Raw genomic sequence first — 23,007 nt, 5'->3', positions numbered from 1 at the left:
ATCGGGGCGCAAATCCAGTTTATTATCCAAAGGCCGATCCAGCATGAAATCATCCTTCCGCCCCTTGGTTCTTACGGCGATGGCGTTCGGTCTCGTAGGCACGGCCGTCGCGCAGGATGCGCCGCCCGCACCGGGGCCGAACCCCGAGCAAAGCCAGCCGGCGCCGCCCGTCGAAACGCCGCCGCCCGCGCCGGTCGAAACCCCGACTGCGCCCGCGCCCGCGGCGGCCGAGGGAACCCCTGCGGTGGAAGCGCCCGCGGTGCCCGCGATGACGCCCGACCAATATATCAACGTCCCCGAATATATGCTCAACATCGACCTTTCGACGGGCGGCCGGATCGTGGTCCAGCTCTATCCGAATGTCGCGCCGAACCATGTCGAGCGGCTGAAGCAGCTCGCACGCGCGGGCTTTTACGACGGGATCAAGTTCCACCGCGTGATCGACGGCTTTATGGCGCAGACGGGCGATCCGACCGCGTCCGGGCAGGGCGGCTCGCAGCTTCCCGACCTCAAGGCCGAATTCAACCCGACCCCGCATCTGCGCGGCACGCTTTCGATGGCGCGCGCCGAGAGCGAGGACAGCGCGAACAGCCAGTTCTTCATCATGCTCCAGCCGCGCTTCAGCCTTGACCGCCGCTACACCGCGTTCGGCCGCGTCATCTCGGGCATGCAATATGTCGACGCGATCCATAAGGGCGAGCCGCCCGAAGTGATGTCGCGCATGGTGCAGGTGTCGGTCGCCGCCGACAACAAGCCGATCCCGCCCGCCTCGATGCTGACCGAAGCCGTGCCCGCGCCGGTCGCCGCGCCCGCCGTGACGGTCGACGAGCTTAACGCTCCGATCAAGCAGTAAGCGCGGGCACGCGCGTCAAGATCATGCGCGTCGACGCCTTCGATTTCGATTTACCCAATGAACGCATCGCGCTCCGCCCGGCGCGGCCGCGCGATGCAGCGCGGATGCTCGTCGTCGATGGCGGTGAGATCGTCGACGCGGGGGTCGCGGACCTGCCCGCATGGCTGCGCCCGGGCGACTGCCTCGTCTTCAACGACACCCGCGTCATTCCCGCCCAGCTCGAAGGACGTCGCGGCGACGCGAAGATCGGCGCGACGCTCCACAAACGCATCGACCTGCGCCGCTGGCAGGCGTTCATCCGTAACGCGAAGCGGCTGCGGGTCGGCGAGAGCGTCGATTTCGGCGCGGGGGTCGCGGCGCTCGCCGAGGAGCGGCTCGCCGACGGCAGCTTCATCCTCGCCTTCGCCGGCGACGAGCCGGTCGAAGTCCTGCTCGAGCGCGCGGGCACGATGCCGCTCCCGCCCTATATCGCGGGCAAGCGCCCCACCGACGACGCCGACCGCGCTGATTACCAGACAATGTTCGCGCGCGAGGATGGCGCCGTCGCGGCCCCGACCGCGGCGCTGCACTTCACGCCGAAGCTGCTCGATGCGCTCGCGGCGGCGGGGATTGCGAGCGAAACGCTGACGCTGCACGTCGGTGCGGGCACTTTCCTGCCAGTGAAGGCCGACGATACCGAAGACCATGTCATGCACGCCGAATGGGGGCGGATCGACGCCGATACCGCGGCGCGGCTCAACGCGGTGCGCGCGGCGGGCGGCCGCGTCATCGCGGTTGGCACCACCAGCCTGCGCCTGCTCGAAAGCGCGGCAGAGGATGACGGCATGATCGCGCCCTTCGCGGGCGACACCGCGATCTTCATCACCCCCGGCTATCGCTTCAAGGCGATCGACGGGCTGATGACCAATTTCCACCTGCCGCGCTCGACCTTGTTCATGTTGGTCAGTGCGCTGATGGGATTGGAAATTATGCAATCAGCTTACAGGCACGCAATCGAGGAAGGCTACCGCTTCTACAGCTATGGGGACGCAAGTCTGTTGCTGCCGGGCGACTAAGGCGAAAGGCACTTTAAAGGCATATCGACCAAGGCTCAGCGTCAGTTGCGGCCACAGGGCCTTTGGCCGCGTTTACACGGTGCTTAGGATTCCCGCGAAGGTGGTTTTCACGACGCCAGACGATGCCGTGGATCGGGTAAGGGCAGCAATACTGTCTGGAAGAATTCCCCGCAAAACGGTCGGCGATGCATTGCGCGCTGTCTCATTGCCGACAGCGAAAGGAGTGCTGGCCGGACTGGCTGGCGCCGCTGAACAATTCAATATGCACATGGCGACATCTCTCGCAGTGAAGGAAGCTCTGAAGCCGGTTGAGCTTGCGATTGAGAGTGAGAAAAGTGTCTTTGATGCAGCGATGCAGCGCTCCCGTCACAAGATTGAGATGGAGGAGTTTCGGAAACAGCACCGCATGGATCAGGAGTTGTTGGACCAAGCCAAACGCGATCTGGATGAGGCGATCCAGCGCCGACGCGGAGAAATGCAAAAGCCGCGCCCCGTCATTGAAGTGCCTGTCATAGTGCGCCCGAGCCCCCATCGCGATCCCTCTATCGATGGTGCAATCCAACGGCATTTCGATGGAGCGATGGTGGCAAGGTCGAAATATTATGCTGAAATTGCTGAACAGCTTGGTTCCGATGATCGCCTGTCGAACTTGATCCGGCCCTCATTGCAGGAGTTAGGTCACGACCATTTTTGGAACTTGTTCGTGTCGCAAATGACAGATGCAAAATTCCGCGCGTTCCTCAATTCCGAAAGCAATCTGCGATAGGTGATATGGGCAATGAAGTATGAACCACTGGGGGAGTTTCTCGACGCGCAAGCAGGGCCCGACGTTGTATTGAGCTTCGATCAGATTGCACGCGTCGTGAATGGCGGCCTTCCCAAGAGTGCCTATGTCCATGATGCGTGGTGGAGCAATTCGCCAGTTGCAGGCCGACACAATGAGGTTTGGCTTGGCCGAGGATGGGCGACGTCGGACCTCAATCGCAAGGCGGGGACCGTCAAATTCGTGCGCTCAAGCTTGCCACGCCAGATCGTCAGTAGAGAGCGCGGGCAGCGTCGTCGATCCAAGATTATCCAATCCTCCGCCCCTCTCGCACCTGCGCCGGTTGCGGCGTCAAATCACGTGTTCCTGTCATTCGATTGGATGACGCTCGGCGAAGTGGCTCTGGACGGAAATGGCGGCCTGCAATTTCCCACCGCCACGACTGATGCAGGCCTTTATCGCATCCGTATCAATCTGGCTGGGCGATCGCGGTTTTACGTCGGGGAATCTCAAAGCCTGCGCGGCCGATTCTCAAATTACCGTTCAGGCTCAAAAGGACAGCAGACAAGTCGCCGAATTCACCTTCTGTTGAAGGATGCACTGGCCGGTGGCGCGCGGGTCGAAGTCGATATCGTAACGAATGACGTGGCGGTTCAGATAAATGGCGTTCCCATTTCGACAGACCTGAACGATAGGGCTACCCGCCGGATGATCGAGCACGCGGCGATCGTTGCGACTGGGGGCATCGACGTTGAGCTTGCCAACCGATAGGGCGCATTTCCCAACCCGGAAGGCTGCTTGCGATAGGGCGGTGATGGGGCAGGTTCCAATGAGCCCATCCGACCAAAATCTTTTCACCTTGCGAAATTCGATTTCCCGGTTTTGGCTGCGGATAGGAGAGCGATGGGGCAGGTCAGAAACTTGCGCTTCCGGCGTTACCTAACCGATGGAATATATGCGAAAAACGTGTGTGGATCGCTGAGTTGTTCATGCTGGTGAGTGCATTGATGGGACTGGAGACGATGCAGGCGGCCTATGCGCATGCGATTGGGCATGCGTACCGCTTCTATAGCTATGGCGACGCGAGTCTGTTGTTGCCCGCACGATAGGGCGGGCGGCCCGTCAATATTCGATCGTGATCTTGACCTTGGCGGGCTCGACGCCGGCGAGCGCGGCGATCTCTTCGCGGCTCGCACGGACCAGCGCATGCATTTGCTGCGCGCTTGCCGCGGGATCGCCATGCGCGGCCGAAGGCGCGCCGGCGAGCAGTTCTTGCTCCGAAATGCCGAAAGCCTCTGCCAGCGCGGGCAGGTTGCTGCGCCGCGGCACGGTCTTGCCGCTTTCCCACGCCCAAATGCTCGGCCGGCTGAACCCCGTGAGATCCGAAAGCGCCGCGCGGCTGAGGCCGCGTTCCTTCCGGAGCCGGAGCAGGCGCTGGGCCAGCATTTCGTCGCCATCGGGGATGCGCGCCGGATCGACGTCGCCCGGAAGCGGATTGCGCAGCTGCGCCGCGCTGAGCGCCGCGCGCGACAGCGGCCGATCGAAACGGCAACCCGCGAGCGCCTCGCTGCGCCACACGATGGTGGCGGCGCAATCGGGCGCCTCGGGCAAGGCGACCGTCAGCCGCTGACCGATGGCCAGATCGGATGCGGTTTCGATCAGCATGCCGGTCGCCGACAGATTGTGGATCGCGACCGTCGTGCCCTCGCTGCCTTCGAGCGAGCCCGCCGCTTCAAATCGCATATGCATGCGCGGCGCCCCGCGCGTGCTTCCGTCGGCCTGCTTTTCGATCATCGCATGAATGGGCATGGGTCAGCTATGCGCGCGATCGGTTGTCGAGTGGTTAATGGGGAGCGCCGCATCGCGGGCACATGCTCCGCCGGATGCCCGGCAACAAGGTCCGTTCGCCATCCTTGGGGCGAACTGTGCGCTGCTTGCGGCGGGTGAATCGGCAATCCGCCGCGGATTTTTGCCGATTTCGACAGCTCCAATTAAACTTATAGCCTATTTTTCTGTTAATATATTAACATCGGTTGTCCCGATTCTGAACGCCGATAGCCAGGCTGGCCGCTTGACGCGCGCCGAATTAACCCTCTGCAAGCGCAGGAAAGCGCCAATTTCCGTTAAACTTGAACGACATCGCTGACACCCAATTTTGGCCCGAGCCAATTTGGGGGTGCGAAGCTGTCTTAATTTATGTACTAAGTTTTTATTAACAGACGGGTTGATGAGTCGGGTCGCGGCTTGTCGGGCACCGGGGGGTGCCGAGGGCTATCTGCAAAGCGGAGCCCGAACCGTTGGGATTTTTGGGGGTTCGAGTCATGAGGTTCATGCTTTTTGCGCTTGCCGCGGCGGCTTTTGCTGTGCCCGCGAACGCAGAAGAAATCCGGAACGTCACATCGCTCGACATCGCGGTCAGTGGGGCGATCCGCCAGCATTGCGCGATGGGCAGCATCGCCAATATGGATTTCGGCAATCTGGAACGCCGCGGCCTGGGCATCGAAACGCGCGTCGCGCTCGATTGCAACGTCCCTTTCACGATGACGATCAAGGGCGCCCGCGGCGGCCTGACCCACACGACGATGCCGAACGGCCAAGGCCCGTACAGCGGCGTCCTGCCTTATAATCTCGCCGTCGAAATGCCCGTGCGATACCCGTCGCGGCAGACGGTGAGCCAATCCTTCAACAGCCGCCAGCTTTTGGCCGGCGGCGTCATCTCCAGCAACGGCGGCATCGCGACGGACGGAATGGTCCTGGCGGTCGAGCTTGGCCAGCCTTCGGGCGAGGCCGGGCTGCTGGCTGGCGACTATTCGGAAACGATCACGATCACCGTTTCTCCGATCTAGAAATTCGCCTGCGGCCAGGTCGCGGGCGGAATTAAGCCGGAAGGGTAGGCACCGATGCCCTCCCGGTTCTCCGACCAGACGGTGCAAAAATTACGCCGTCGCCCGGCTTTTGGGCAGGGCGTTATAATAGAGGGAAGAAGATTATGAAGAAGATCCTTAGCGGCACCGTCGCCGCCATCGCGCTCATCGCCGTCGCCACGCCGGCTGCCGCTCAGACCAACCCGACCAATCAGCGCCACTATGCCGGTACGGGCACCGTCAACGTTCCCTTCATCGGTCCGGTTACGATCAGCGGAACTGACACCAACCCGAGCAATTTTGTTGCCGGTCTCTATGACGACTACGTCCTGCCCGCCGGCGTCGGCACCCGCTACCGCGCCCAGGCTGACGCTCCGAGCGACAGCGAAACCGCAACGCCGACCGTCAATGTCGCTTTCAACCTGAGCGGAACGGTGAACAAGGACTGTTCGTTCTACTCGGGCAACGGCGCCAGCGCGACCAACATCAGCTTCGGCGTGATCGGCGTTCGCACGGGCAACAACGAGAACGTCAATTCGGCGTTCGAAATGGTCGGTCCGGCAGAAGCCAACATCGACACGCTGACCGCAGGTTGCAACTTCAACAACGAAGTCGTGATCACCAAGAACAACGGCACCAACGGTCTGGTTAACTCGGCTGCTGGCGGTTATGACACGAACCAGTTCCAGGCGAACATTCCGTACAGCGTGAATGCAACTTGGACCGGCGTTGCGCTCAACGCAGTGACCACCGGTTCGGGCCAGTCGCTGAACGTTTCGACCACGCAGAACAACAACCTGATCTCGCAGGGCGCATGGCGTTCGCGCATGGACATCGACATCGTTGCTCCGGCTGTGACGAGCAAGGGTCTGGTCGCAGGCACCTACAGCGGCACCACGACGCTGACGCTGCGCGCTCTCTAAGTTCGCGCGGTAACGAATGGGGAGAGGGGAAAGAGCGATCTTTCCCCTTTCTTTATAAATAAGTGCAATTATGTCCGGCGAGGACAGGGGGATGGGAATATGACAGCTTTGGCGACGGTGAAGCGCCATGCGCGCGCGCTTTTGGCTGCGCTCGCCGCTCTCGTGCTAGTGGTCACCCCCGCGCTGGCGATGCGCGTCTCGCCGATGGTCGTCGAAATGGAATCGCGCGGCACGGGTGCGGTGGCGCGGATCGAGGTCCAGAATATCAATCCCGGCAATCTGGCGTTCCAGACCCGCGTTTTCCGGATGGAAATCGACAAGGACGGCAATATTTCCGAAACCCCCGCCGACCAGGATTTCCTGATTTTTCCGCCGCAGGGCATTCTGCCCGCCAGCGGACGGCAGGTCGTCCGCCTGCAATGGGTGGGCGGCGCCGAACTGGCGACTTCGCAGGCATATTATGTCTCGGTCGAACAGTTACCCGTCGCCTTCGAACCCGGCGCTGCCGATTCAGTTGGGGCGCAGGTTCAGGTTCTTTACAATATGCGCGCGCTGGTCGTGGTGGCACCTCCCGGCGCCAAGCCCGACGTGAAGGCAACGACCGTCAAGCAGGCTAATTATCAGCCGCCGGCGCTGCCGGGATCGAGCGAATTGCCGCCGATGCAGGATGGGGTGGAGATCACCTTGCGCAACGCCGGCCGCCGCCACGCGCTGATGGCGAATTTCGGCTGGCAGCTCGAAGGCACGGGCACCGACGGCAAATGGCTACGCGTCGATGTCTCGCCTGAAGAGCTCAATCGGGCGGTCGGCACCGGCTATGTGCCCGCGCAGGGCGAACGCGTTTTCCGCGTCCCCGTTCCCGGCTTCGGCCCCGGACCGATCAAGCTGTCGTTCAAACAGTGAGGATCGGCTTCGCTCTGAGTAGTGTGGCGCTGTCGGCGCTGTGCGCGAGCACGGCGGCGGCGCAGGTATCGATTCCGCTGCCGCAAAACCCGCGGCCGTCGCCGTCGGCGCAAAACCCGGGCGCGCCGACAGTCATTCCGTTACCGGGGACGCAGATCCCGCCGATCCCGACCCCGACGCCGGTCATGCCGCAGCTTCCGATCGGCGCGCATGGCCGCCCGGACATCAACCCGTACGACCGCGACATCGAAATGACGGTGCCGCTGACCTTCCAGAGCAGCAGCCTCGGCGATATTCCGATGCGGCTCACCGCGGACGACCGTTTCCTGCTCGATTCGGCGACCTTCGTGCGGCTGATGCAGCCGGTGCTGAACGAGGAAGCACATGCCGGGCTGGCGTCGCGTTTGGCGTCGCTGCCCAATTTCGGTCCCGACGATCTGGAAAAGACGGGCGTTCAGCTGACCTACGATCCCAGTACCCTGGCGGTCGTCGTCGTCGAGGTGTCCGCCGAACAGCGGGCGATCAAGGATATTTTTGCGCCGCCGCGCCAAGACACCAACGACGTGACGCTGCAGCCCGCCGATTTCTCCGCCTTTCTGAACCTCAGCGCCGTCCAGAGCTATATCTGGGAGGGCAATCAGGCCGACCCGCCGACGATAAACTTCGACGGTGCGGTGCGGCTCGGCAAATTCGTGTTCGAGGGCGACGCGCAGTTGGGGCAGCAATTCGGGCTGGCCGGCGATTCATATAAATTCACGCGCAACTACGCGCGTCTCGTCTATGACGAGCCGGAGGATTTTCGGCGCTGGTTCCTCGGCGACCTCGACCCCGAAATCCGTGGCCAGCAAGCCTTTGTCGAAATGGGCGGCGTCGGCGTGCTGCGCCAGCGGCGGCGTTTCAACAGCTTTCGCTCGGCGATCCTTCAGGCCAATCGTCAGCTCGTGCTGCAACGCGAATCGACCGTCCGATTTTTGCGCAACGGGTCGCTCTATCGCGAAGTTCGGCTTCAGCCGGGGCGCTACGACTTCAGCTCGCTGCCGCTGATTGCGGGCAGCAACGATGTCGATATTCAGGTTACCGACAACAGCGGTGCGGTCCAGAACCTCTCCTATCAGCAATATCTCGACCCGATCGACCTCGATCCGGGCGATTTCGAATATGGCGCCTTTTTCGGCCCGACCAGCCGCACCTTCGGCGGGGCGCCCGATTATCGCGGTCCGATCGCCTTCACCGGTTTCTTTCGCAAGGCATTTTTCAATCATCCCGCGATCGGTGTCGGTTTCCAGGCCAGCAAGGATGTCCAGACGCTGACCGGACAGACCCAGTTCGTCCTGCGCAACGGTAGCCGTCTGCTGCTCGATGCCGGCGGCAGCAATTCGAAAACTGCAGGACAGGGGTTCGCGGGCGGCGTCAGCTACGAACATTTCATCGATCGCGAGGGGCTGTCCGACAGTTTAACGTTTCGCGCGGATTATCTGTCGCCGCGCTTCGCGACCTTGGGAAACCTCGACGGGGTCAACACCACGTCGGCCACGATTTCGGCGCAGTATACGCGGCAGCTCAACTTCAAGTTAACCAGCACGTCGACCGCGTCCTATCTTCGGGGGCGCAACGGTGTGGGTGACAGTTATCGCGCGGGAACGACAGCTTACTACCGTCTCGATCGCAAATGGACGATTCGGGCGGGGGTAGATTATACCAAATTCCCGTCAAGCTTTTCGCGCGGCAACGGATTCAGTTTCAACATCGGCATTGTCTTCCAACCCGATTATCGCCGCCGCGCCGAGGCGCGCTATGAGAGCCGCGACAATCTGGGCGAGCTCTCCTACAACCAGAGCGGCCTGAATCAATTGAGCAGCGTCGGTTTCGGGGGTGTCGTGACCCGCGACGACAACAGCGCGCAGGCGCTCGGCTATGCCACTTATGCTGCCAACCGCTTCGATGCGTCGGTAAGCCATGCGACCTTCGGACCGAACCTGTCCAATGTCGCCCAAATCAACGCGACGACCGTCCGTGTCGGCACGTCGCTGGCCTTTGCCGACGGCAGCTTTGGTATCGGGCGGCGCATCAACGACAGCTTCATGCTGCTCTCGCCGCACAAGAATCTGGGCAAGCGCAGCGTCGTTGCCGGACAGTCGCTCGCCGAGAATGACTATATCAGCAAGAGCGGCGCGCTGGGCGCGGCGGTCAACAATTTCCTCGGCTCCTATGCCACCCAGTCGGTGCAATATGATGTCGAGGATCCGCCGACGGGCTACGACACCGGTCCCGGCGTGTTCCGCGTCCATCCGCCCTACAAGAGCGGTTATGCGGCGCGCATCGGCACCGATGCCTTTGCCAGCGTGATGGGCACGTTGATCCTCGCTCCCGAAATGCCCGTGTCGCTGATCGGCGGCCGCGTGACGTTGCTCGACGTCAAGGACGCCGAAAGCCCCAAGCCGATTCCGTTCTTCACCAATTCGGTCGGACGCTTCGCGATCACCAACCTGCTGCCGGGCCGCCGCTATCTGGTGGAAACCTATGGCCCGAATGGCACGGTCGACCGGAGTTTCGAATTCACAGTACCCGCGGACACCGATGGTCTATTGAACCTTGGCACCGTTCGCCCCGGTACGAAAAATTAGGAGGCATTATGCTGCGCCATACCCTGTTCCTCGCCGCGGCTTTCCTCGCTGTGCCGCTTCACGCGCAGGCACCGGCGCCGGGTGCCAACATCCGCGGCGCCGATTGCCTGATCCGCGCCAACGCGACGCCGTCGAGCTGGCTGATCCAGGGCTATGACCCGTTCGACAGCGCGATTCCCGAAGGCACATTCGGGGTCACCTTCGTCAACGAAGGTACGGCGGAATGCCGCTTCACCCCGACGTTCGAACTGAGCCAGCCGCCCTTTGGCCTGTCGAAGGGCACGGGGAAGCCGATTGGCTATGCCCTGCTCAACCTGACCGACACGCAGGATGTGACGCCGCGCGTCGGGCGGACGCAGCGTAGCCCCTCGCAGCGGATGCTGACGCTCGGCGCCAATGCCTCGCGCACCTTGCTCTTCAAGCTCGTCGCCGATCCCGACGATGTGAAAGAATCGGGCACCTTTACCCAGGATGTGACGCTCGAAGCGCAGGACGGCAATTTCCGTTCGCTCGGCGGCACGCGCATCGTGCTTGGCATCGATGTCCTGCCTTCGGCGCGGATCGGCCTGGCCGGCGCCTACACGATGAGCGACGGGCATGCGGTCGTCGACCTTGGCGAACTGCGGCCCGGCGTCGCGCCGGTGCCGCTCCAGCTTCGCGTCGCCAGCACGGGTTCCTATGACCTCAGCGTCACGTCGGCCAATTCGGGCCGCCTGCGTCTCGGTTCGAGCGAATGGTATGTGCCCTACAGCCTCGCGATCGGAGGAAATTCGGTCAATCTGACGGGCATGCGCACGATATCCGGTTCGACGAACGGCAACCTCCGCCGCGACGCGCTGCCGATCCAGTTCCTGATCGGCAATACGTCGGATCGCCGCGCGGGCGTGTACAGCGACGTAATCTCGATTGCGGTGACCGCACGCTGACGCACCCGCTCCGGCCGCGTCGTCCGGCGGCGCGCCTTAACTGAATGTTAGATTTGCGAGCCTAAACAATCATCCAACAGCTTCGGCCTACAGGCGGAAAGGTTTGGCGGATGATTCAGAAATTCTCGCTCGGCGTTGCGAGCTTCGTACTCGCTGCGGCGCCGACGACCGCCACGGCGGCCACGTTCGGCTTCAACCTCAGCCTGACGGTGCCCGTGCATTGCACGGTGCAGCATCAGGCGACGGGATTCGGCGCGATCAGCGGCAATGCCGTGTCGCTGGGCAGCTTCCGTGAATATTGCAACGCGCCGACGGGTTATGATCTTGTGATCAACTATGCGCCGGGTTCGCTGGAAGGCGCCCGGATCATCGCCGGAAATGACGAGATTATCCTCAACGGCTCGGGCCGTGCGGTGCTCAGCCGCGCGACCGGTCCGCGGGTCCGGGAACGCCCCATCGCGGCGGTGCCCGGTGAGCAGGGCTTCGATACCGATCGTTTCGAGCTGACGATCATTCCGACCTGACGCCAGCCAGTTACGGCCAAACACAAAACCCTCCGGCGACGTCGGAGGGTTTTGTGTTTGCGCGACCGGCGGGTCACATCTCGATCGTGAACTTGATGCTGCCCGGGCTGACGCCGGCCGCCTTGGCGATTTGCGCCTTGGCTTTCGCGACCAGCTCGTTCAGATTTTCGGCCTCGTCAATGCCGAGGAGTTCGGCGATTTCGACGCCGAGCGCGAGCGACAAGGCTTCCATCCGGCCGGCTTTGGGCCGCGCCTTGTCGAGCTCCCAGGCGGAAATCGACGGTTCGCTGACCCCCAAATGGGCGGCGAGCTGCCCTTGAGTCAGCTCCTTTGCCGTTCGCAGCCGCTGCAGGCGGACGCCGAAGCTTTCCGCAGGGGCGAGCTGGTGGTCGGGCGCGGGCGCATCGACGCCCACCACGCTTCGCAGCTGCGCGGCGCTGAGCGTCGCGGGCGAGATCGGTATTTCGAACTGGCATCCCGCGATGCCGCCGCTGGTCCAGATCACGCGGGTGGCGGTTTTGCCGCTGTGCGGCAGATTGACCTCGACGATCTCGCCGATCGCGAGCGGCACTTTGCTTTCGACGAGCATGCCTGTGGCCGAAATATTGTGGACCAGCGCCTCGATTTCGGCGCCCGCCGCCTTCGACCCGTGGAGCGGAAGCCGCAATTGCCGGCGCGACGCCCGGCCATTTCCGGCCGATCGCGGCGTGTTGTCGAGATACACAGTCATCGCCATGCGCGCATCCATCGCGAGCCCGATATTAACATTTGGCTTCGCCGAACGGTAAATAGGGCAGGGCGCCCGAAAGTCACGAGGGCCGCCCCGCGCCGCGGGCGCGCGATGCCGGCAACGTCCTCAAACGGCACGGTTTCCGGAAAACCCTTAGATATTTACACTATCGCAATTCCTTGTCGGCATAGCAGCGGGCGTGTGGGGACCAGTTGAAGAGTTTGTTTGATGGACAGTCCATCGCGGATCGATTCGGGCGATCGGAGGGATGACGAAGCCGATGAAGGCCAGCGCGGCTTTTTCGGCTTGATCGGCTCGCGTATCGGCAAGCAGCGCGGCGATACCGCGGCGAACCTGCACACCCACGAAGCGCTGCTGCTGCTCCAGAATTACGAGGAAAGCGGCCAGGGCTGGTTCTGGTCGACCGATGCCAAGGGCCGGCTGACCTATATCACCGATTCGGTGGCGCGATTGATGGGGCGAACGGCCGGCGCGCTGCTCGGCACCGTTTTCACCGACCTGTTCCTGCCCGTCGACAGCCATGGCGAGCGCCAGCGCACCTTGCCTTTCCTCCTCACCAAACAATCGAAATTCGACAAGCTGCCACTGCGCAGTGCGTTCGAAGGCGACGACCGCTGGTGGGCGATTTCGGGCCGGCCGCAGTTCGACGGCGGCGGCAAGTTCACCGGCTATCGCGGCAGCGGGGCCGACGTGACCGCGCAGCGCCGCTCGGCCGAGGACGCCTCGCGGCTTGCGCTCTATGACTCGCTGACCGGGCTCGCCAACCGCTTCGCCATTTCGAAAAAGCTCGACACGACGCTCGCGGCCTTTGCGCAGCAGCAACGTTCGTGCGCGATCATGCTGCTCGACCTCGACCGCTTCAAGCAGGTCAACGACACGCTCGGCCATCCGGCGGGCGATGCGCTGCTCAAACAGGTCGCCGAACGTCTGCTCAAGATCGTCGGCGACAAGGAGATGGTCAGCCGTCTTGGCGGCGACGAATTCCAGATCATCCTTCCCGACATCGAAGATCGCGGCAAGCTGGGCGACATGGCCGCCGACATCATCGCCAGCCTGTCGCAGCCCTATTCGGTCGAGGGCAGCCGCTGCATCATCGGCGCGTCGGTGGGCGTCGCGATCGCGCCCTTCGACGGCTTGAGCAGCGACGACCTCGTCCGCAACGCCGATCTTGCGCTCTATGCGGCAAAAGGGAACGGCCGCGGACGGTTCGCCTTTTATTCGAGCGACCTCCACACCGCGGCCGAAGATCGCCGCGCGCTCGAGGATGATCTGCGCGACGCGCTGGTGCGCGGCGAGATGGCGCTGGTTTATCAGCCGGTCGTCCATTCCAAATCGAACATGGTGAGCGGGGTCGAGGCGCTGATCCGCTGGGCCCATCCCGAACGCGGCGTGATCTCTCCTTCCGTATTCATTCCGATCGCCGAGGAAGCCGGCCTGATCTGGGCGCTCGGCGAGTGGGTGCTGCGCACGGCGTGCGAAGATGCGGCGAACTGGCCGGGCGACATGCGGGTGGCCGTCAACGTCTCGCCGATCCAGTTCGCGAATGCCGACTTGCCGAAAGTCGTCGCCAAGGCGCTTGGCGCGACCGGGCTTGCGCCGGGCCGGCTCGAACTGGAAATCACCGAAAGCGTGTTCCTGGGCGATACCGCCGAGACCGCGCGGATGTTCAAGGCGCTGAAGGCGCTGGGGGTTCGCCTGGCGCTCGACGATTTCGGCACCGGCTATTCGTCGCTCGCCTATCTGCAATCCGCGCCGTTCGACAAGATCAAGATCGATCAGAGCTTTGTCCGCGACGCGACGATCCCGGGGTCGCGCAACGGCGCGATCATCGCCGCGATCGTCGCGCTCGCCGAGGCGCTCGAGATGGAAACGACCGCCGAAGGCATCGAATCGCTCGACCAGCTCGAACTCATCCGCAAGCTCAACGTCAGCCATGTCCAGGGCTATGTCTATAGCAGGGCGGTGCCGCAGGCCGAGCTGCTCGATCATGCCGAGGGGACGTGGACGATCAAGCCGGCGGGCCCGGCGCGCCAGCGCAACGACCGCTTCTCGCTGTTCCGCAAAGTGGGCGCGATCCATGACAACCACCGCTATGCCGTCGTGATCCGCAACCTGTCGGCGACCGGCGCCTTCATCGAGGGTCTGCTCGACGTGCCCGTCGGCACGCGCTTCGTGATCGATTTCGGCGAAGGACAGCTCGTCACCGCGATCGTCCGCCGTTCGATGAGGCACCAGCAGGGGGTCGAATTCGAACAGACGATGGTCAGCGACGGCAATGGCGGGCTCTGCACGCGCCACCGCGTTTCGCCCTATCTGATCGCGGCCGCGACCCAGTCGACTGCGGCGCTGGCGCTGCCGTCTTTCACGACGACGAGCGACTGGAAGGCGGCCTGAGGCCGGAACCCTCGCTGGGCTGACCCGTTCTCTCTCCGACCGCCCACCGACGGAGACCGACATGACCGAGACCAAAATCTTTGCGCGACTGAAGGCCGACCACGACCGCCATCGCGAGCTTCTCGCCCGCATCGATGAAACGCAGGGCGACAGCGACGAGCGACGCTATCTGTTCGAAGCCTTCCGCGTCGAGGTGACCGCGCATGCGGCGTCGGAGGAAATGTCGCTCTATGCGACGATGCTCGCGAACCCCGATCTCCGCGACGAAGCGCAGCACAGCGTTGCCGAGCATAAGGAGATCGAGGATTTTCTGACCGAACTTTACGAGATGGACTTTGCCTCGACCGGCTGGCTCACGCGCTTCCGGTCGATGAAGGAACGTTACCTCCACCATATCGACGAGGAGGAGGACGAGATGTTCCCGCAGGCCGAAAAGGGGCTGTCGGACGCGAAGAAGCGCGAGCTCATCAAGATATTCGAGAAGGAAAAGCCGAAGGAAAAGGCGAAAGCCGCCGAGGACGAACCGTCGAGCGAGCACGCGAAGGCCTGACGTCTTGATCCTCCCTGCGGCGAAGCCGTGGGGAGGGGGACCGTCGCCGAAGGCGATGGTGGAGGGGCGGCAACCTCACTCACCGGCCCCTCCGTCAGCGCTTCGCGCGGCCACCTCCCCATGGCTTCGCCGCAGGGAGGATTCTCGCGGCCTCGACTTTTCGCGCTCCCCCCGCCATAGGCGCGCGCCATGACCGACAGATTCGCCTTTTCGATCGCCGCGACCGACGGCGCCGCGCGCACGGGCGTGATCCGGATGCAGCGCGGCGAGATTCGCACCCCCGCCTTCATGCCCGTGGGCACCGCGGCGACGGTGAAGGCGATGCGCCCCGCCGAGGTGCGCGCGACCGGCGCCGACATCATCCTTGGCAATACCTATCACCTGATGCTGCGCCCGACCGCCGAGCGCATGGCGCGGCTGGGCGGGCTTCACAATTTCATGGGCTGGGACCGGCCGATCCTGACCGACAGCGGCGGCTATCAGGTGATGAGCCTGTCGGCGCTGACCAAGCAGAGCGAGGAGGGCGTCGCGTTCAAGAGCCACCTCGATGGCTCGCGTCATATGCTGACCCCCGAGCGATCGATGGAAATCCAGCGCCTGCTCGGCAGCGACATCGTGATGGCGTTCGACGAATGCCCGCCGAACGGCGTCGATGGCAAGCGCGCCGAGGCGAGCATGGAGCGATCGATGCGCTGGGCGGCGCGCAGCCGCGCCGGCTTCGACGCGGGCGAGGAGCATGCCGCGCGCTCGGCGCTGTTCGGCATCCAGCAGGGCTCGCTCGACGCGACGCTGCGCGCGCGTTCGGCGGCGGCGCTGACCGACATCGGTTTCGACGGCTATGCGATCGGCGGGCTTGCGGTGGGCGAGGGGCAGGCGGCGATGTTCGGGGTGCTCGATTATGCGCCGGGACAGCTACCCGCCGACAAGCCGCGCTACCTGATGGGGGTCGGCAAGCCCGACGACCTCGTCGGCGCGGTTGCGCGCGGGGTCGACATGTTCGATTGCGTGCTGCCGACGCGGTCGGGGCGCAACGGACAGGCGTTCACCCGCGACGGCCCGATCAATATCCGCAACGCGAAATTCGCCGAGGATCCGGCGCCGCTCGATGCCGATTGCCGCTGCCCGGTGTGCACGACCTGGTCGCGCGCCTATCTGCACCACCTCGTACGCTCGGGCGAGATGCTCGGCGCGATGCTGATGACGCAGCATAATCTGCATTATTATCAGGATCTGATGCAGGATATGCGCGACGCGATCGCCGCGGGCCGTTTCGCGTCGTTTCAAAGCGATTTCGACGCGCGTTACCGGCGCTGAAAATCAGTCGAGTTTGCCGAGCAGGTCGAGCAACGACTGCGGAATATCTTCGTCGACGGTGGACTCATAGGCGCGGCGCAGGGCGCCGTTAACGTCCTGCCCCTTGGCGGAAGGTTTTTTATCCGCGTCCTTTCCGGAGGTCTCGCTGCGTGGCGAACCGGTTTTAGACGACATTATCGAGGTATCCGCTGGACATGGGACCTTTTGCTAACCGCGCGTACACCAAAGCGCAATGGCGCGTTTGTTCCTTCCCGATGAAACTATTTTGCGGCTAAATCGTTCCCAAAGGTTGAAATATATCGGATGGTGCGGGGGAAGCACGGGCGTTTGTCCCTTTTCCGGACGCGTCCGCCAAAATATGTGCGGCTATCAGGAGGTAAAATATGTCATTGGGTCAGTCGGTTGCGCCGCATCTTCCCTATCTGCGGCGCTATGGCCGGTCCATTTCCGGGAGCCAGCAAAGCGGCGATGCACTGGTTGCGCGGTTGCTCGAAACGCTCGTTGCGAACCCCGGCGCGGTCGATACCGGCGCCGATTTGCGGATTCAGCTTTACCGGTTGGTGCATGACAATTTCGGGCTGATGACCGAACAGGCGACCGCGGCCGACGACGGCGCGCTGTCCGATATCGCGATTGCCGATGCCCGTCTGCGCCGGATTCCTTCGCTCGCGCGGCAGGCGCTGCTCCTCACCGCGGTCGAGGGTTTCAGCTTCGAGGACACCGGACGGATCATCGGCCGCGACGCCGAGGCGGTGCGCACGTTGATTTCGGACGCGACCGACGAGATCGACCGCCAGACGCGCGCGCGCATCCTGATCATCGAGGACGAGCCGATCATCGCGATGGACATCGAAATGATCGTCCGCGAACTCGGCCACGACGTCGTCGGCGTCGCGACGACGCACCGCGAGGCGGTCGACGAAGCGCAGAAGCATCAGCCGGGCCTCGTGCTCGCCGACATCCAGCTCGCCGACAACAGTTCGGGGATCGAGGCGGTGCAGGAAATCCTGACCGAAGTGAAGGTGCCCGTCATCTTCATCACCGCCTTCCCCGAACGGCTGCTGACCGGCGACCGGCCCGAGCCCGCCTTCCTGCTCACCAAGCCGTATCAGCCCGCGACGCTGCGCGCGGCGATCTCGCAGGTGCTGTTCTTCGACGAATCGACGATTCCGGCCTGAGAAAAAAGCGTCGCCCCCGCGAAGGCGGGGGCCGCTGTCGGCTTGTACGGAGACGCTGAGTAAGGATGCCGGCGGCCCCCGCCTTCGCGGGGGCGACGGATTCCCCTGAACCGCCTTGCCTCATACTGCATCGCAAGCGATAGCCACCACCGATGACTGTCACCGACGCTTCCCGCCGCCAGTCGGCGCTCGACCGGCTTGGTACGCACGCGCCCTTCCTCGCGCGGCTCGCCGAACTCTACCCCGACGACGTTGCGCGATATCTTGGCGAAGGCACCGATGCTGCGCTCGCGGCGGTCGCGCCGCCGCCGGTCGATGACGATATCATGCGGACGCTGCGCCAGTGGCGCGGGCGGATGGCGCTGCTGCTCGCGCTCGGCGATTTGTCGGGCGAGCATGATGTGGCGACGACGACGCGGCTGCTGTCGGACTTCGCTGATGCAGCGTGCGATGCGGCGCTCGCGGCGGCTTTCGCCGAACGTGTGCCCGGCGAGGAGCCGCGCGGCCTCGCAGTGATCGCGCTCGGCAAGCTTGGCAGTTACGAGCTCAATTACTCGTCGGACATCGACCCGATCCTGATTTTCGATCCCGAAACGCTGCCGCGCCGCCAGCGCGACGATCCGGGCGAGGCGGCGGTGCGGATCGCGCGGCGGATGACCGAAATCTTGTCGGCGCGCACCGGCGATGGCCATGTGCTGCGCGTCGACCTCCGCCTCCGTCCGCATCCCGAGGTGACGCCGATCGTGCTGCCGGTGGACGCGGCGATCTCCTATTATGAATCCGAGGCGCTCGCGTGGGAGCAGGCGGCGTTCATCCGCAGCCGCGCGTCGGCGGGCGACCGCATGCTCGGCGAGCAATTCCTGTCGGCGATCCAGCCCTTCATCTGGCGCCGCAGCCTCGATTTCCGGCAACTCAAGGAAATCGGCGCGATGAGCGACCGGATTCGCGACCATTTCGCGCAGGGGCAGGCGTTCGGGCCGGGCTTCGACCTCAAGCGCGGGCGCGGCGGCATCCGCGAGATCGAGTTTTTCGCGCAGGTTCATCAGCTCATCTACGGCGGGCGCGATCCGTCGCTGCGCGTTAAGGCGACCGTTGATGCGCTCGCGGCGCTCGCCGCGGCGGGGCGGATCGAGCTGGACGACGCTAATCGCCTGTCGGGCCACTATGCGACGCTGCGCAGGATCGAACACCGACTCCAGATGATCGAGGACCAGCAGACGCATTGTCTTCCCACCCAGGAAGCGGCGCTCGATTGCGTCGCGCGGCTCGACGGCGAGCCCGATGGCGCGGCTTTGCTCGCGATGCTCGAGCCCGTCGTGACCGACGTCGGCGGCTGTTACGACCGCCTCGTCGCCGAGCGTGCGGTGACGACGGGCTTGCCGCGCGACGAAGACAGCCTCGCGGTGCAATTGGTCGCGGCGGGGTTCGACCCGCCCGACGCCGCGCTGCGCACGATCGCCGAATGGCGCGGCGGGAAGCTGCGCGCGCTGCGCAGTCCCGCGGCACTCGACGCGCTCGAGACGATGCTGCCCGAACTAGTCAAGGCGCTCGGCGCGGCGCCCGATCCGCAAGCGACGCTGACGCGTTTCGACAAGCTCGTCGCGGGGCTGCCGAGCGCGATCAATTTCTTCCACCTGCTCGCTGCGCAGCCGGCGCTGGCGCGCATCGCAACGCGGATATTGTCACTCGCACCGACGCTCGCCGACGCGCTCGGCACACGCGCCCAGCTGATCGAGGGGCTGATCGACCAGCGCGCTTTCGACGCGCCGGCGAACAAGGAGCAGCTGGCGGCAGAATGGCGGCCGGGGCTAGCTGCGCTCGATTATGAGCGATTGCTCGACCGGGTGCGCGACCATGTCGGCGAGCGGCGCTTCGCCTATGGCGCGCAGCTCGTCGCGGGGGCGACCGACCCGCTGGTGATCGCATGCGGTTATTCGGAGCTTGCCGAGGCGGCGCTGCAGGTGCTCGCCGACGCGACGGTCGCCGAATTCGTCGCGGCGCACGGCCGCGTTCCCGACAGCGAGCTTGTCGTGCTCGCGCTCGGGCGGCTCGGGGGCAGGGCGCTGACGCATGCGTCGGACCTCGATCTCATCTATCTCTTCACCGGTGATCATCTCGCCGAATCCGACGGGCCGCGCCCGCTCGGCGCGACGACCTATTACAACCGCCTCGCGCAGCGCGTGACCGGCGCGATGTCGGTGCCGACCGCGGCGGGCAAGCTCTACGACGTCGACACGCGGCTGCGCCCGCAGGGCGCGCAGGGGCCGCTCGTCGTCACCGTCGACAGCTTCGAACGATACCAGCGCGAAGAAGCGTGGACGTGGGAGCATATGGCGCTGCTCCGTGCGCGGCCGGTGTACGGTTCGGATGCGGCGAAGGCGGAGGTGCAGCGCATCATCGACGATCTGCTTGCGATCCCGCGCGACCCGACAAAGCTCGCGGCCGACGCGGCGGAGATGCGCCGCAAGATCGCCGCGCACAAGCCCGCCAACGGCGCGCTCGACATCAAGGGCGGGCCGGGCGGGCTCGTCGACCTCGAATTCGCGATGCAGGTGACGCAGCTCGTCAGCGGCCAGTGCCATGACCCGAATATCTCTGCCGCGCTCGCCTGCATGAAAACGGCGGGGCTCGTCCCGCCCGAGGTGGTCGACGCGCACGGGCTGCTCGCGCGGATGCTCGTGATGCTGCGCCTCACCGCGCCCGAGGGCGAGCCGCCGACGGCCGCGGCGCGGCAATTGGTGGCGAGCCAGTGCGGCGAGCCCGGCTGGCCGCAACTGCTTGCCGCGCACGATGCGGCGCGGCAGGAGATCGCGAACTGGTGGGCGTCGATTCGTCCCGGACAGGAGAATGAAAAATGAGCGGTCCCCAAATTGGCGATGCGATTCCCGCGGTCAAACTCCTCGACGCCGATGGCGCGGCGATCGACCTCGCCGCGCTGAAAGGCGCGCCGTTAGTCGTCTATTTCTATCCGAAAGCCGACACACCGGGCTGCACGACCGAAGCGCAGGATTTCACCCGCCTCGCGCCCGAATTTGCGAAACTGGACGCGCAGGTCCTCGCGGTATCGCGCGACGCGCCGGCGAAGCTCTGCAAGTTCCGCGACAAATATGGCCTGACCGTCCGCCTCGCCTCCGACGAAGATGGCGCGGTGTGCGAAGCGTTCGGCACCTGGGTCGAAAAGCAGAATTACGGCCGCACCTATATGGGCATCGAGCGCTCGACCTTCCTGTTCGGCGCCGACGGCAAGCTCGCGAAGGAATGGCGCAAGGTGCGCGTGAAGGGCCATGCCGACGCGGTGCTGGAGGCGGCAAAAGCCCTCTGACATGCGGAGTTTGGGTGAAGCCGCGCGCGCGGTCCTGCTGACGCCGGACCCGCACGACAAGCGCCGCGCGGCGCGCAGCATGGCGCGGGCGTGGCGGCAGGGAAAGCTTGCGCACCGCTGTGACACGGCGATGCCCGACGAGCCGGCGTGGCCCGCCGCGCCCGAGCTGCTCGCGCCCAACCGGATGCCGCGGCGCGGCAAGGGCGGGTCGGAGCGGGGGCGCATCGCGCTGCTCCACGCGCTCGCGCATATCGAATTCGTCGCGATCGACCTCGCGGTCGACCTGGTGGGCCGCTTCGGCGGCGAATTCCCGCGCCAATTCGTCGACGACTGGATCGGCGTCGCCGCCGACGAGGCGATGCATTTCGCCTTGCTCGACCGCCGTTTGCGTGCACTGGGCAGCCATTATGGCGCGCTGCCGGCGCACGCCGGATTGTGGGAATCGGCGCAGGATACGGCGGATGACGTGCTGGCGCGGCTCGCGATCGTGCCGATGGTGCTCGAAGCGCGCGGACTTGACGTCACGCCGTCAACCGTCGAGCGCTTCCGTGCCGTCGGCGACGAGGCATCGGCAAGGATTTTATCGCGTATTTACAACGATGAAATCCGCCATGTGAGCGCGGGCACAGTCTGGTTCCGGCAAAAGTGCGACGAAAGGGGATTCAACGTCGTTGAAACGTGGCAGTCCCTAGTGAAATCGCGCTTTCGGGGCAGTTTGAAGCCGCCGTTCAACGACTCGGCGCGCCACGACGCCGGTTTAACGCAAGAATTCTACGCCGTTATTGCTTCGTAAGGATTGGGGCAGCACACAGGCTTCCGCGGGGGATGAGCAATCATCCAAACCAAGAAACACCGGCGCCAAGGCCCATTTTACGGACTTTGGCGACATGGCAGATGCGGGGTCGTAGTTTTGATCAACACTCTTCTGGCGCAGAAGTTGCACCAAGTCGCAATAATCTGCGCGGCAGCATGTTTTGGACTGGCCACACCGGCCGCCCACGCTGCCGAAACCAGCGCCGACGCCGGCATTGTCGCTCCCGACGAACCCGATGACGACAGCTTCACCGCTGGCGTTCCGTCGACCGGCGAAGACAGCGAAGCCCGCGCGATTTTCCAGGCATGGAAGCGTCTCGACACCGGCCTGACCGCCTCGATCGGCGTTGCGGTGCCGTCGCGCCGCCCGATCGACCAGATGTCGCTGTCGTCGTCGTACGGCATGCGCGTCCACCCCGTCACGGGCAAGGTCGCCCGCCACAACGGCATCGACATTCCGGCGCCGCGCGGCACCCCGATTTACGCGACCGCCGACGGCATCGTCGGCCGCGCCCAGCGCCTCGGCGGCTACGGCAATTATGTCGAAGTCGAACATGGCAACGCCATCCAGACGCGCTACGGCCACATGTCTTCCTATGTCGTCACCCCTGGCCAGTCGGTCAAAAAGGGCGATGTCCTCGGTTACGTCGGTTCGACCGGCCGTTCGACCGGCAACCACCTCCATTATGAAGTCCGCATCGAAGGCGCGCCAGTCAATCCGATGCCGTTCGTTCGCTCGGACCAGATGGCGATCGCAGCGATCACCGGCAAGAATGTCGCGATGGGCGGTCCCGAATAAAAGAGCTTTCCTGGGTCGGAGAGGAGGGGCGCCAGGCGGGTTAACCGTCGAGGCGCCCTTTTTATTTGAGAACAGGACGCCTATCTAGCGATCATGGCCACGCAGCTTTCCGATATCACCCTGTCGCCCGCCGCCGCGGCGCGCGTCCGCTGGATCGCCGACCGCAAGGGCGGAACCGAGGCTGCGCTCCGCCTCGCGGTCGATGGCGGCGGCTGTTCGGGCTTCACCTATCGCTTCGGGTTGGCCGAAGGAATCGATGCCGACGACATCGTCACCGAAACCGACGGGGTGAAGCTGGTCGTCGATCCGGTCAGCATCGACCTCGTCCGCGGCTGCATCGTCGATTTCGTCGATTCGCTCGGCGGATCGTCGTTCAAGGTCGAAAACCCCAATGCCGCCTCGGGCTGCGGCTGCGGATCGAGCTTCTCGATCTGACGCCTTTCTAAGCTGC

The 23,007-nt window shown here is 64.3% G+C and carries 22 protein-coding genes and 1 pseudogene; 20 read left to right on the top strand and 3 right to left on the bottom strand.

Features of this window, described 5'->3' with window-relative positions; translation table 11 throughout:
• The first annotated feature begins 79 nt into the window (after positions 1–79).
• The 5 genes and pseudogenes from ATE70_RS05385 to ATE70_RS24120 all read left to right on the top strand — a co-directional run.
• Complete coding sequence (locus tag ATE70_RS05385; protein ID WP_231740055.1) at positions 80–853, top strand: peptidylprolyl isomerase; 774 nt, start codon at positions 80–82, stop codon at positions 851–853.
• A gap of 23 nt (positions 854–876) precedes the next feature.
• On the top strand, positions 877–1,908 hold the full coding sequence (gene queA / locus ATE70_RS05380; RefSeq protein ID WP_058536879.1) for a tRNA preQ1(34) S-adenosylmethionine ribosyltransferase-isomerase QueA: 1,032 nt from the start codon (positions 877–879) through the stop codon (positions 1,906–1,908).
• Between the two features lie 100 nt (positions 1,909–2,008).
• A complete protein-coding gene (locus ATE70_RS05375; RefSeq protein WP_156419756.1) occupies positions 2,009–2,674 on the top strand; it encodes a hypothetical protein in 666 nt (221 codons plus the stop codon).
• 12 nt (positions 2,675–2,686) lie between these two features.
• Entirely contained in the window at positions 2,687–3,442 is a 756-nt protein-coding gene (locus tag ATE70_RS24690) for a DUF7662 domain-containing protein (RefSeq protein WP_156419757.1), read from the top strand.
• A gap of 212 nt (positions 3,443–3,654) precedes the next feature.
• Positions 3,655–3,780: pseudogene (locus tag ATE70_RS24120) on the top strand (S-adenosylmethionine:tRNA ribosyltransferase-isomerase); the annotation flags it as partial.
• 13 nt (positions 3,781–3,793) lie between these two features.
• On the opposite strand, the gene ATE70_RS05365 reads toward ATE70_RS24120, so the two are convergent.
• Positions 3,794–4,480 carry a helix-turn-helix domain-containing protein gene (locus ATE70_RS05365; protein WP_058536876.1) on the bottom strand — a complete coding sequence of 229 codons (687 nt, stop codon included), beginning with the start codon at positions 4,478–4,480 and terminating at the stop codon, positions 3,794–3,796.
• 512 nt (positions 4,481–4,992) lie between these two features.
• On the opposite strand from ATE70_RS05365, the gene ATE70_RS05360 reads away from it, so the two are divergent.
• The 6 genes from ATE70_RS05360 to ATE70_RS05335 all read left to right on the top strand — a co-directional run bounded on the left by ATE70_RS05360 (position 4,993) and on the right by ATE70_RS05335 (position 11,435).
• Entirely contained in the window at positions 4,993–5,517 is a 525-nt protein-coding gene (locus ATE70_RS05360) for a spore coat protein U domain-containing protein (RefSeq protein ID WP_058536875.1), read from the top strand.
• A gap of 143 nt (positions 5,518–5,660) precedes the next feature.
• Positions 5,661–6,458, top strand: a complete 798-nt coding sequence (locus ATE70_RS05355; RefSeq protein WP_058536874.1) for a hypothetical protein — start codon at positions 5,661–5,663, stop codon at positions 6,456–6,458.
• Positions 6,459–6,557: 99 nt separating this feature from the next.
• Positions 6,558–7,361 carry a fimbrial biogenesis chaperone gene (locus ATE70_RS05350; protein WP_058536873.1) on the top strand — a complete coding sequence of 268 codons (804 nt, stop codon included), beginning with the start codon at positions 6,558–6,560 and terminating at the stop codon, positions 7,359–7,361.
• 23 nt (positions 7,362–7,384) lie between these two features.
• Positions 7,385–9,985, top strand: coding sequence for a hypothetical protein (locus tag ATE70_RS05345; RefSeq protein ID WP_231732787.1), 2,601 nt, complete (start codon positions 7,385–7,387; stop codon positions 9,983–9,985).
• An 8-nt stretch (positions 9,986–9,993) separates the two neighbouring features.
• Positions 9,994–10,911 (top strand): hypothetical protein, encoded by a 918-nt coding sequence (locus ATE70_RS25365; RefSeq protein ID WP_058536872.1) that lies wholly within the window; start codon positions 9,994–9,996, stop codon positions 10,909–10,911.
• 110 nt (positions 10,912–11,021) lie between these two features.
• Complete coding sequence (locus ATE70_RS05335; protein WP_058536871.1) at positions 11,022–11,435, top strand: hypothetical protein; 414 nt, start codon at positions 11,022–11,024, stop codon at positions 11,433–11,435.
• Between the two features lie 73 nt (positions 11,436–11,508).
• On the opposite strand, the gene ATE70_RS05330 is transcribed toward ATE70_RS05335, so the two are convergent.
• A complete protein-coding gene (locus tag ATE70_RS05330; protein ID WP_197411389.1) occupies positions 11,509–12,171 on the bottom strand; it encodes a helix-turn-helix domain-containing protein in 663 nt (220 codons plus the stop codon).
• 222 nt (positions 12,172–12,393) lie between these two features.
• Between ATE70_RS05330 and ATE70_RS05325 the strand changes: the two genes are divergently transcribed.
• The 3 genes from ATE70_RS05325 (at position 12,394) to tgt (ending at position 16,444) form a co-directional block, all read left to right on the top strand.
• The gene (locus ATE70_RS05325) at positions 12,394–14,580 is read left to right on the top strand and encodes an EAL domain-containing protein (protein WP_058536869.1); all 2,187 of its coding nucleotides are present in this window, start codon (positions 12,394–12,396) and stop codon (positions 14,578–14,580) included.
• Between the two features lie 61 nt (positions 14,581–14,641).
• Positions 14,642–15,130, top strand: a complete 489-nt coding sequence (locus ATE70_RS05320; RefSeq protein ID WP_058536868.1) for a hemerythrin domain-containing protein — start codon at positions 14,642–14,644, stop codon at positions 15,128–15,130.
• Positions 15,131–15,319: 189 nt separating this feature from the next.
• Positions 15,320–16,444, top strand: a complete 1,125-nt coding sequence (gene tgt, locus ATE70_RS05315) for a tRNA guanosine(34) transglycosylase Tgt (protein WP_058536867.1) — start codon at positions 15,320–15,322, stop codon at positions 16,442–16,444.
• A gap of 3 nt (positions 16,445–16,447) precedes the next feature.
• Here the strand turns inward: tgt and ATE70_RS24685 are convergent, their stop codons facing one another.
• Positions 16,448–16,618 carry a NepR family anti-sigma factor gene (locus ATE70_RS24685; protein WP_156377358.1) on the bottom strand — a complete coding sequence of 57 codons (171 nt, stop codon included), beginning with the start codon at positions 16,616–16,618 and terminating at the stop codon, positions 16,448–16,450.
• Between the two features lie 209 nt (positions 16,619–16,827).
• Here ATE70_RS24685 and ATE70_RS05310 point away from each other — a divergent pair, with 209 nt between their 5' ends.
• The 6 genes from ATE70_RS05310 to erpA all read left to right on the top strand — a co-directional run bounded on the left by ATE70_RS05310 (position 16,828) and on the right by erpA (position 22,991).
• Positions 16,828–17,622 carry a response regulator gene (locus tag ATE70_RS05310; protein ID WP_058536866.1) on the top strand — a complete coding sequence of 265 codons (795 nt, stop codon included), beginning with the start codon at positions 16,828–16,830 and terminating at the stop codon, positions 17,620–17,622.
• 152 nt (positions 17,623–17,774) lie between these two features.
• Positions 17,775–20,480, top strand: a complete 2,706-nt coding sequence (locus tag ATE70_RS05305; protein ID WP_058536865.1) for a bifunctional [glutamine synthetase] adenylyltransferase/[glutamine synthetase]-adenylyl-L-tyrosine phosphorylase — start codon at positions 17,775–17,777, stop codon at positions 20,478–20,480.
• Positions 20,477–20,944 (top strand): peroxiredoxin, encoded by a 468-nt coding sequence (locus tag ATE70_RS05300; RefSeq protein WP_058536864.1) that lies wholly within the window; start codon positions 20,477–20,479, stop codon positions 20,942–20,944. Before ATE70_RS05305 ends, ATE70_RS05300 begins: the two co-directional genes overlap by 4 nt.
• A gap of 1 nt (position 20,945) precedes the next feature.
• Positions 20,946–21,737 (top strand): ferritin-like domain-containing protein, encoded by a 792-nt coding sequence (locus ATE70_RS05295; protein ID WP_058536863.1) that lies wholly within the window; start codon positions 20,946–20,948, stop codon positions 21,735–21,737.
• 144 nt (positions 21,738–21,881) lie between these two features.
• Positions 21,882–22,556 (top strand): M23 family metallopeptidase, encoded by a 675-nt coding sequence (locus ATE70_RS05290; protein ID WP_231738350.1) that lies wholly within the window; start codon positions 21,882–21,884, stop codon positions 22,554–22,556.
• Between the two features lie 93 nt (positions 22,557–22,649).
• A complete protein-coding gene (gene erpA / locus ATE70_RS05285) occupies positions 22,650–22,991 on the top strand; it encodes an iron-sulfur cluster insertion protein ErpA (protein WP_058536861.1) in 342 nt (113 codons plus the stop codon).
• The last annotated feature ends 16 nt before the right edge of the window (positions 22,992–23,007 follow it).

The sequence above is a fragment of the Sphingopyxis sp. H053 genome (assembly GCF_001468225.1).
In the GTDB taxonomy this organism is placed as follows: Bacteria; Pseudomonadota; Alphaproteobacteria; order Sphingomonadales; family Sphingomonadaceae; genus Sphingopyxis.
The sequence above is the reverse complement of the archived record's forward strand: the minus strand, read 5'-3'. Positions and strand labels throughout refer to the sequence as shown.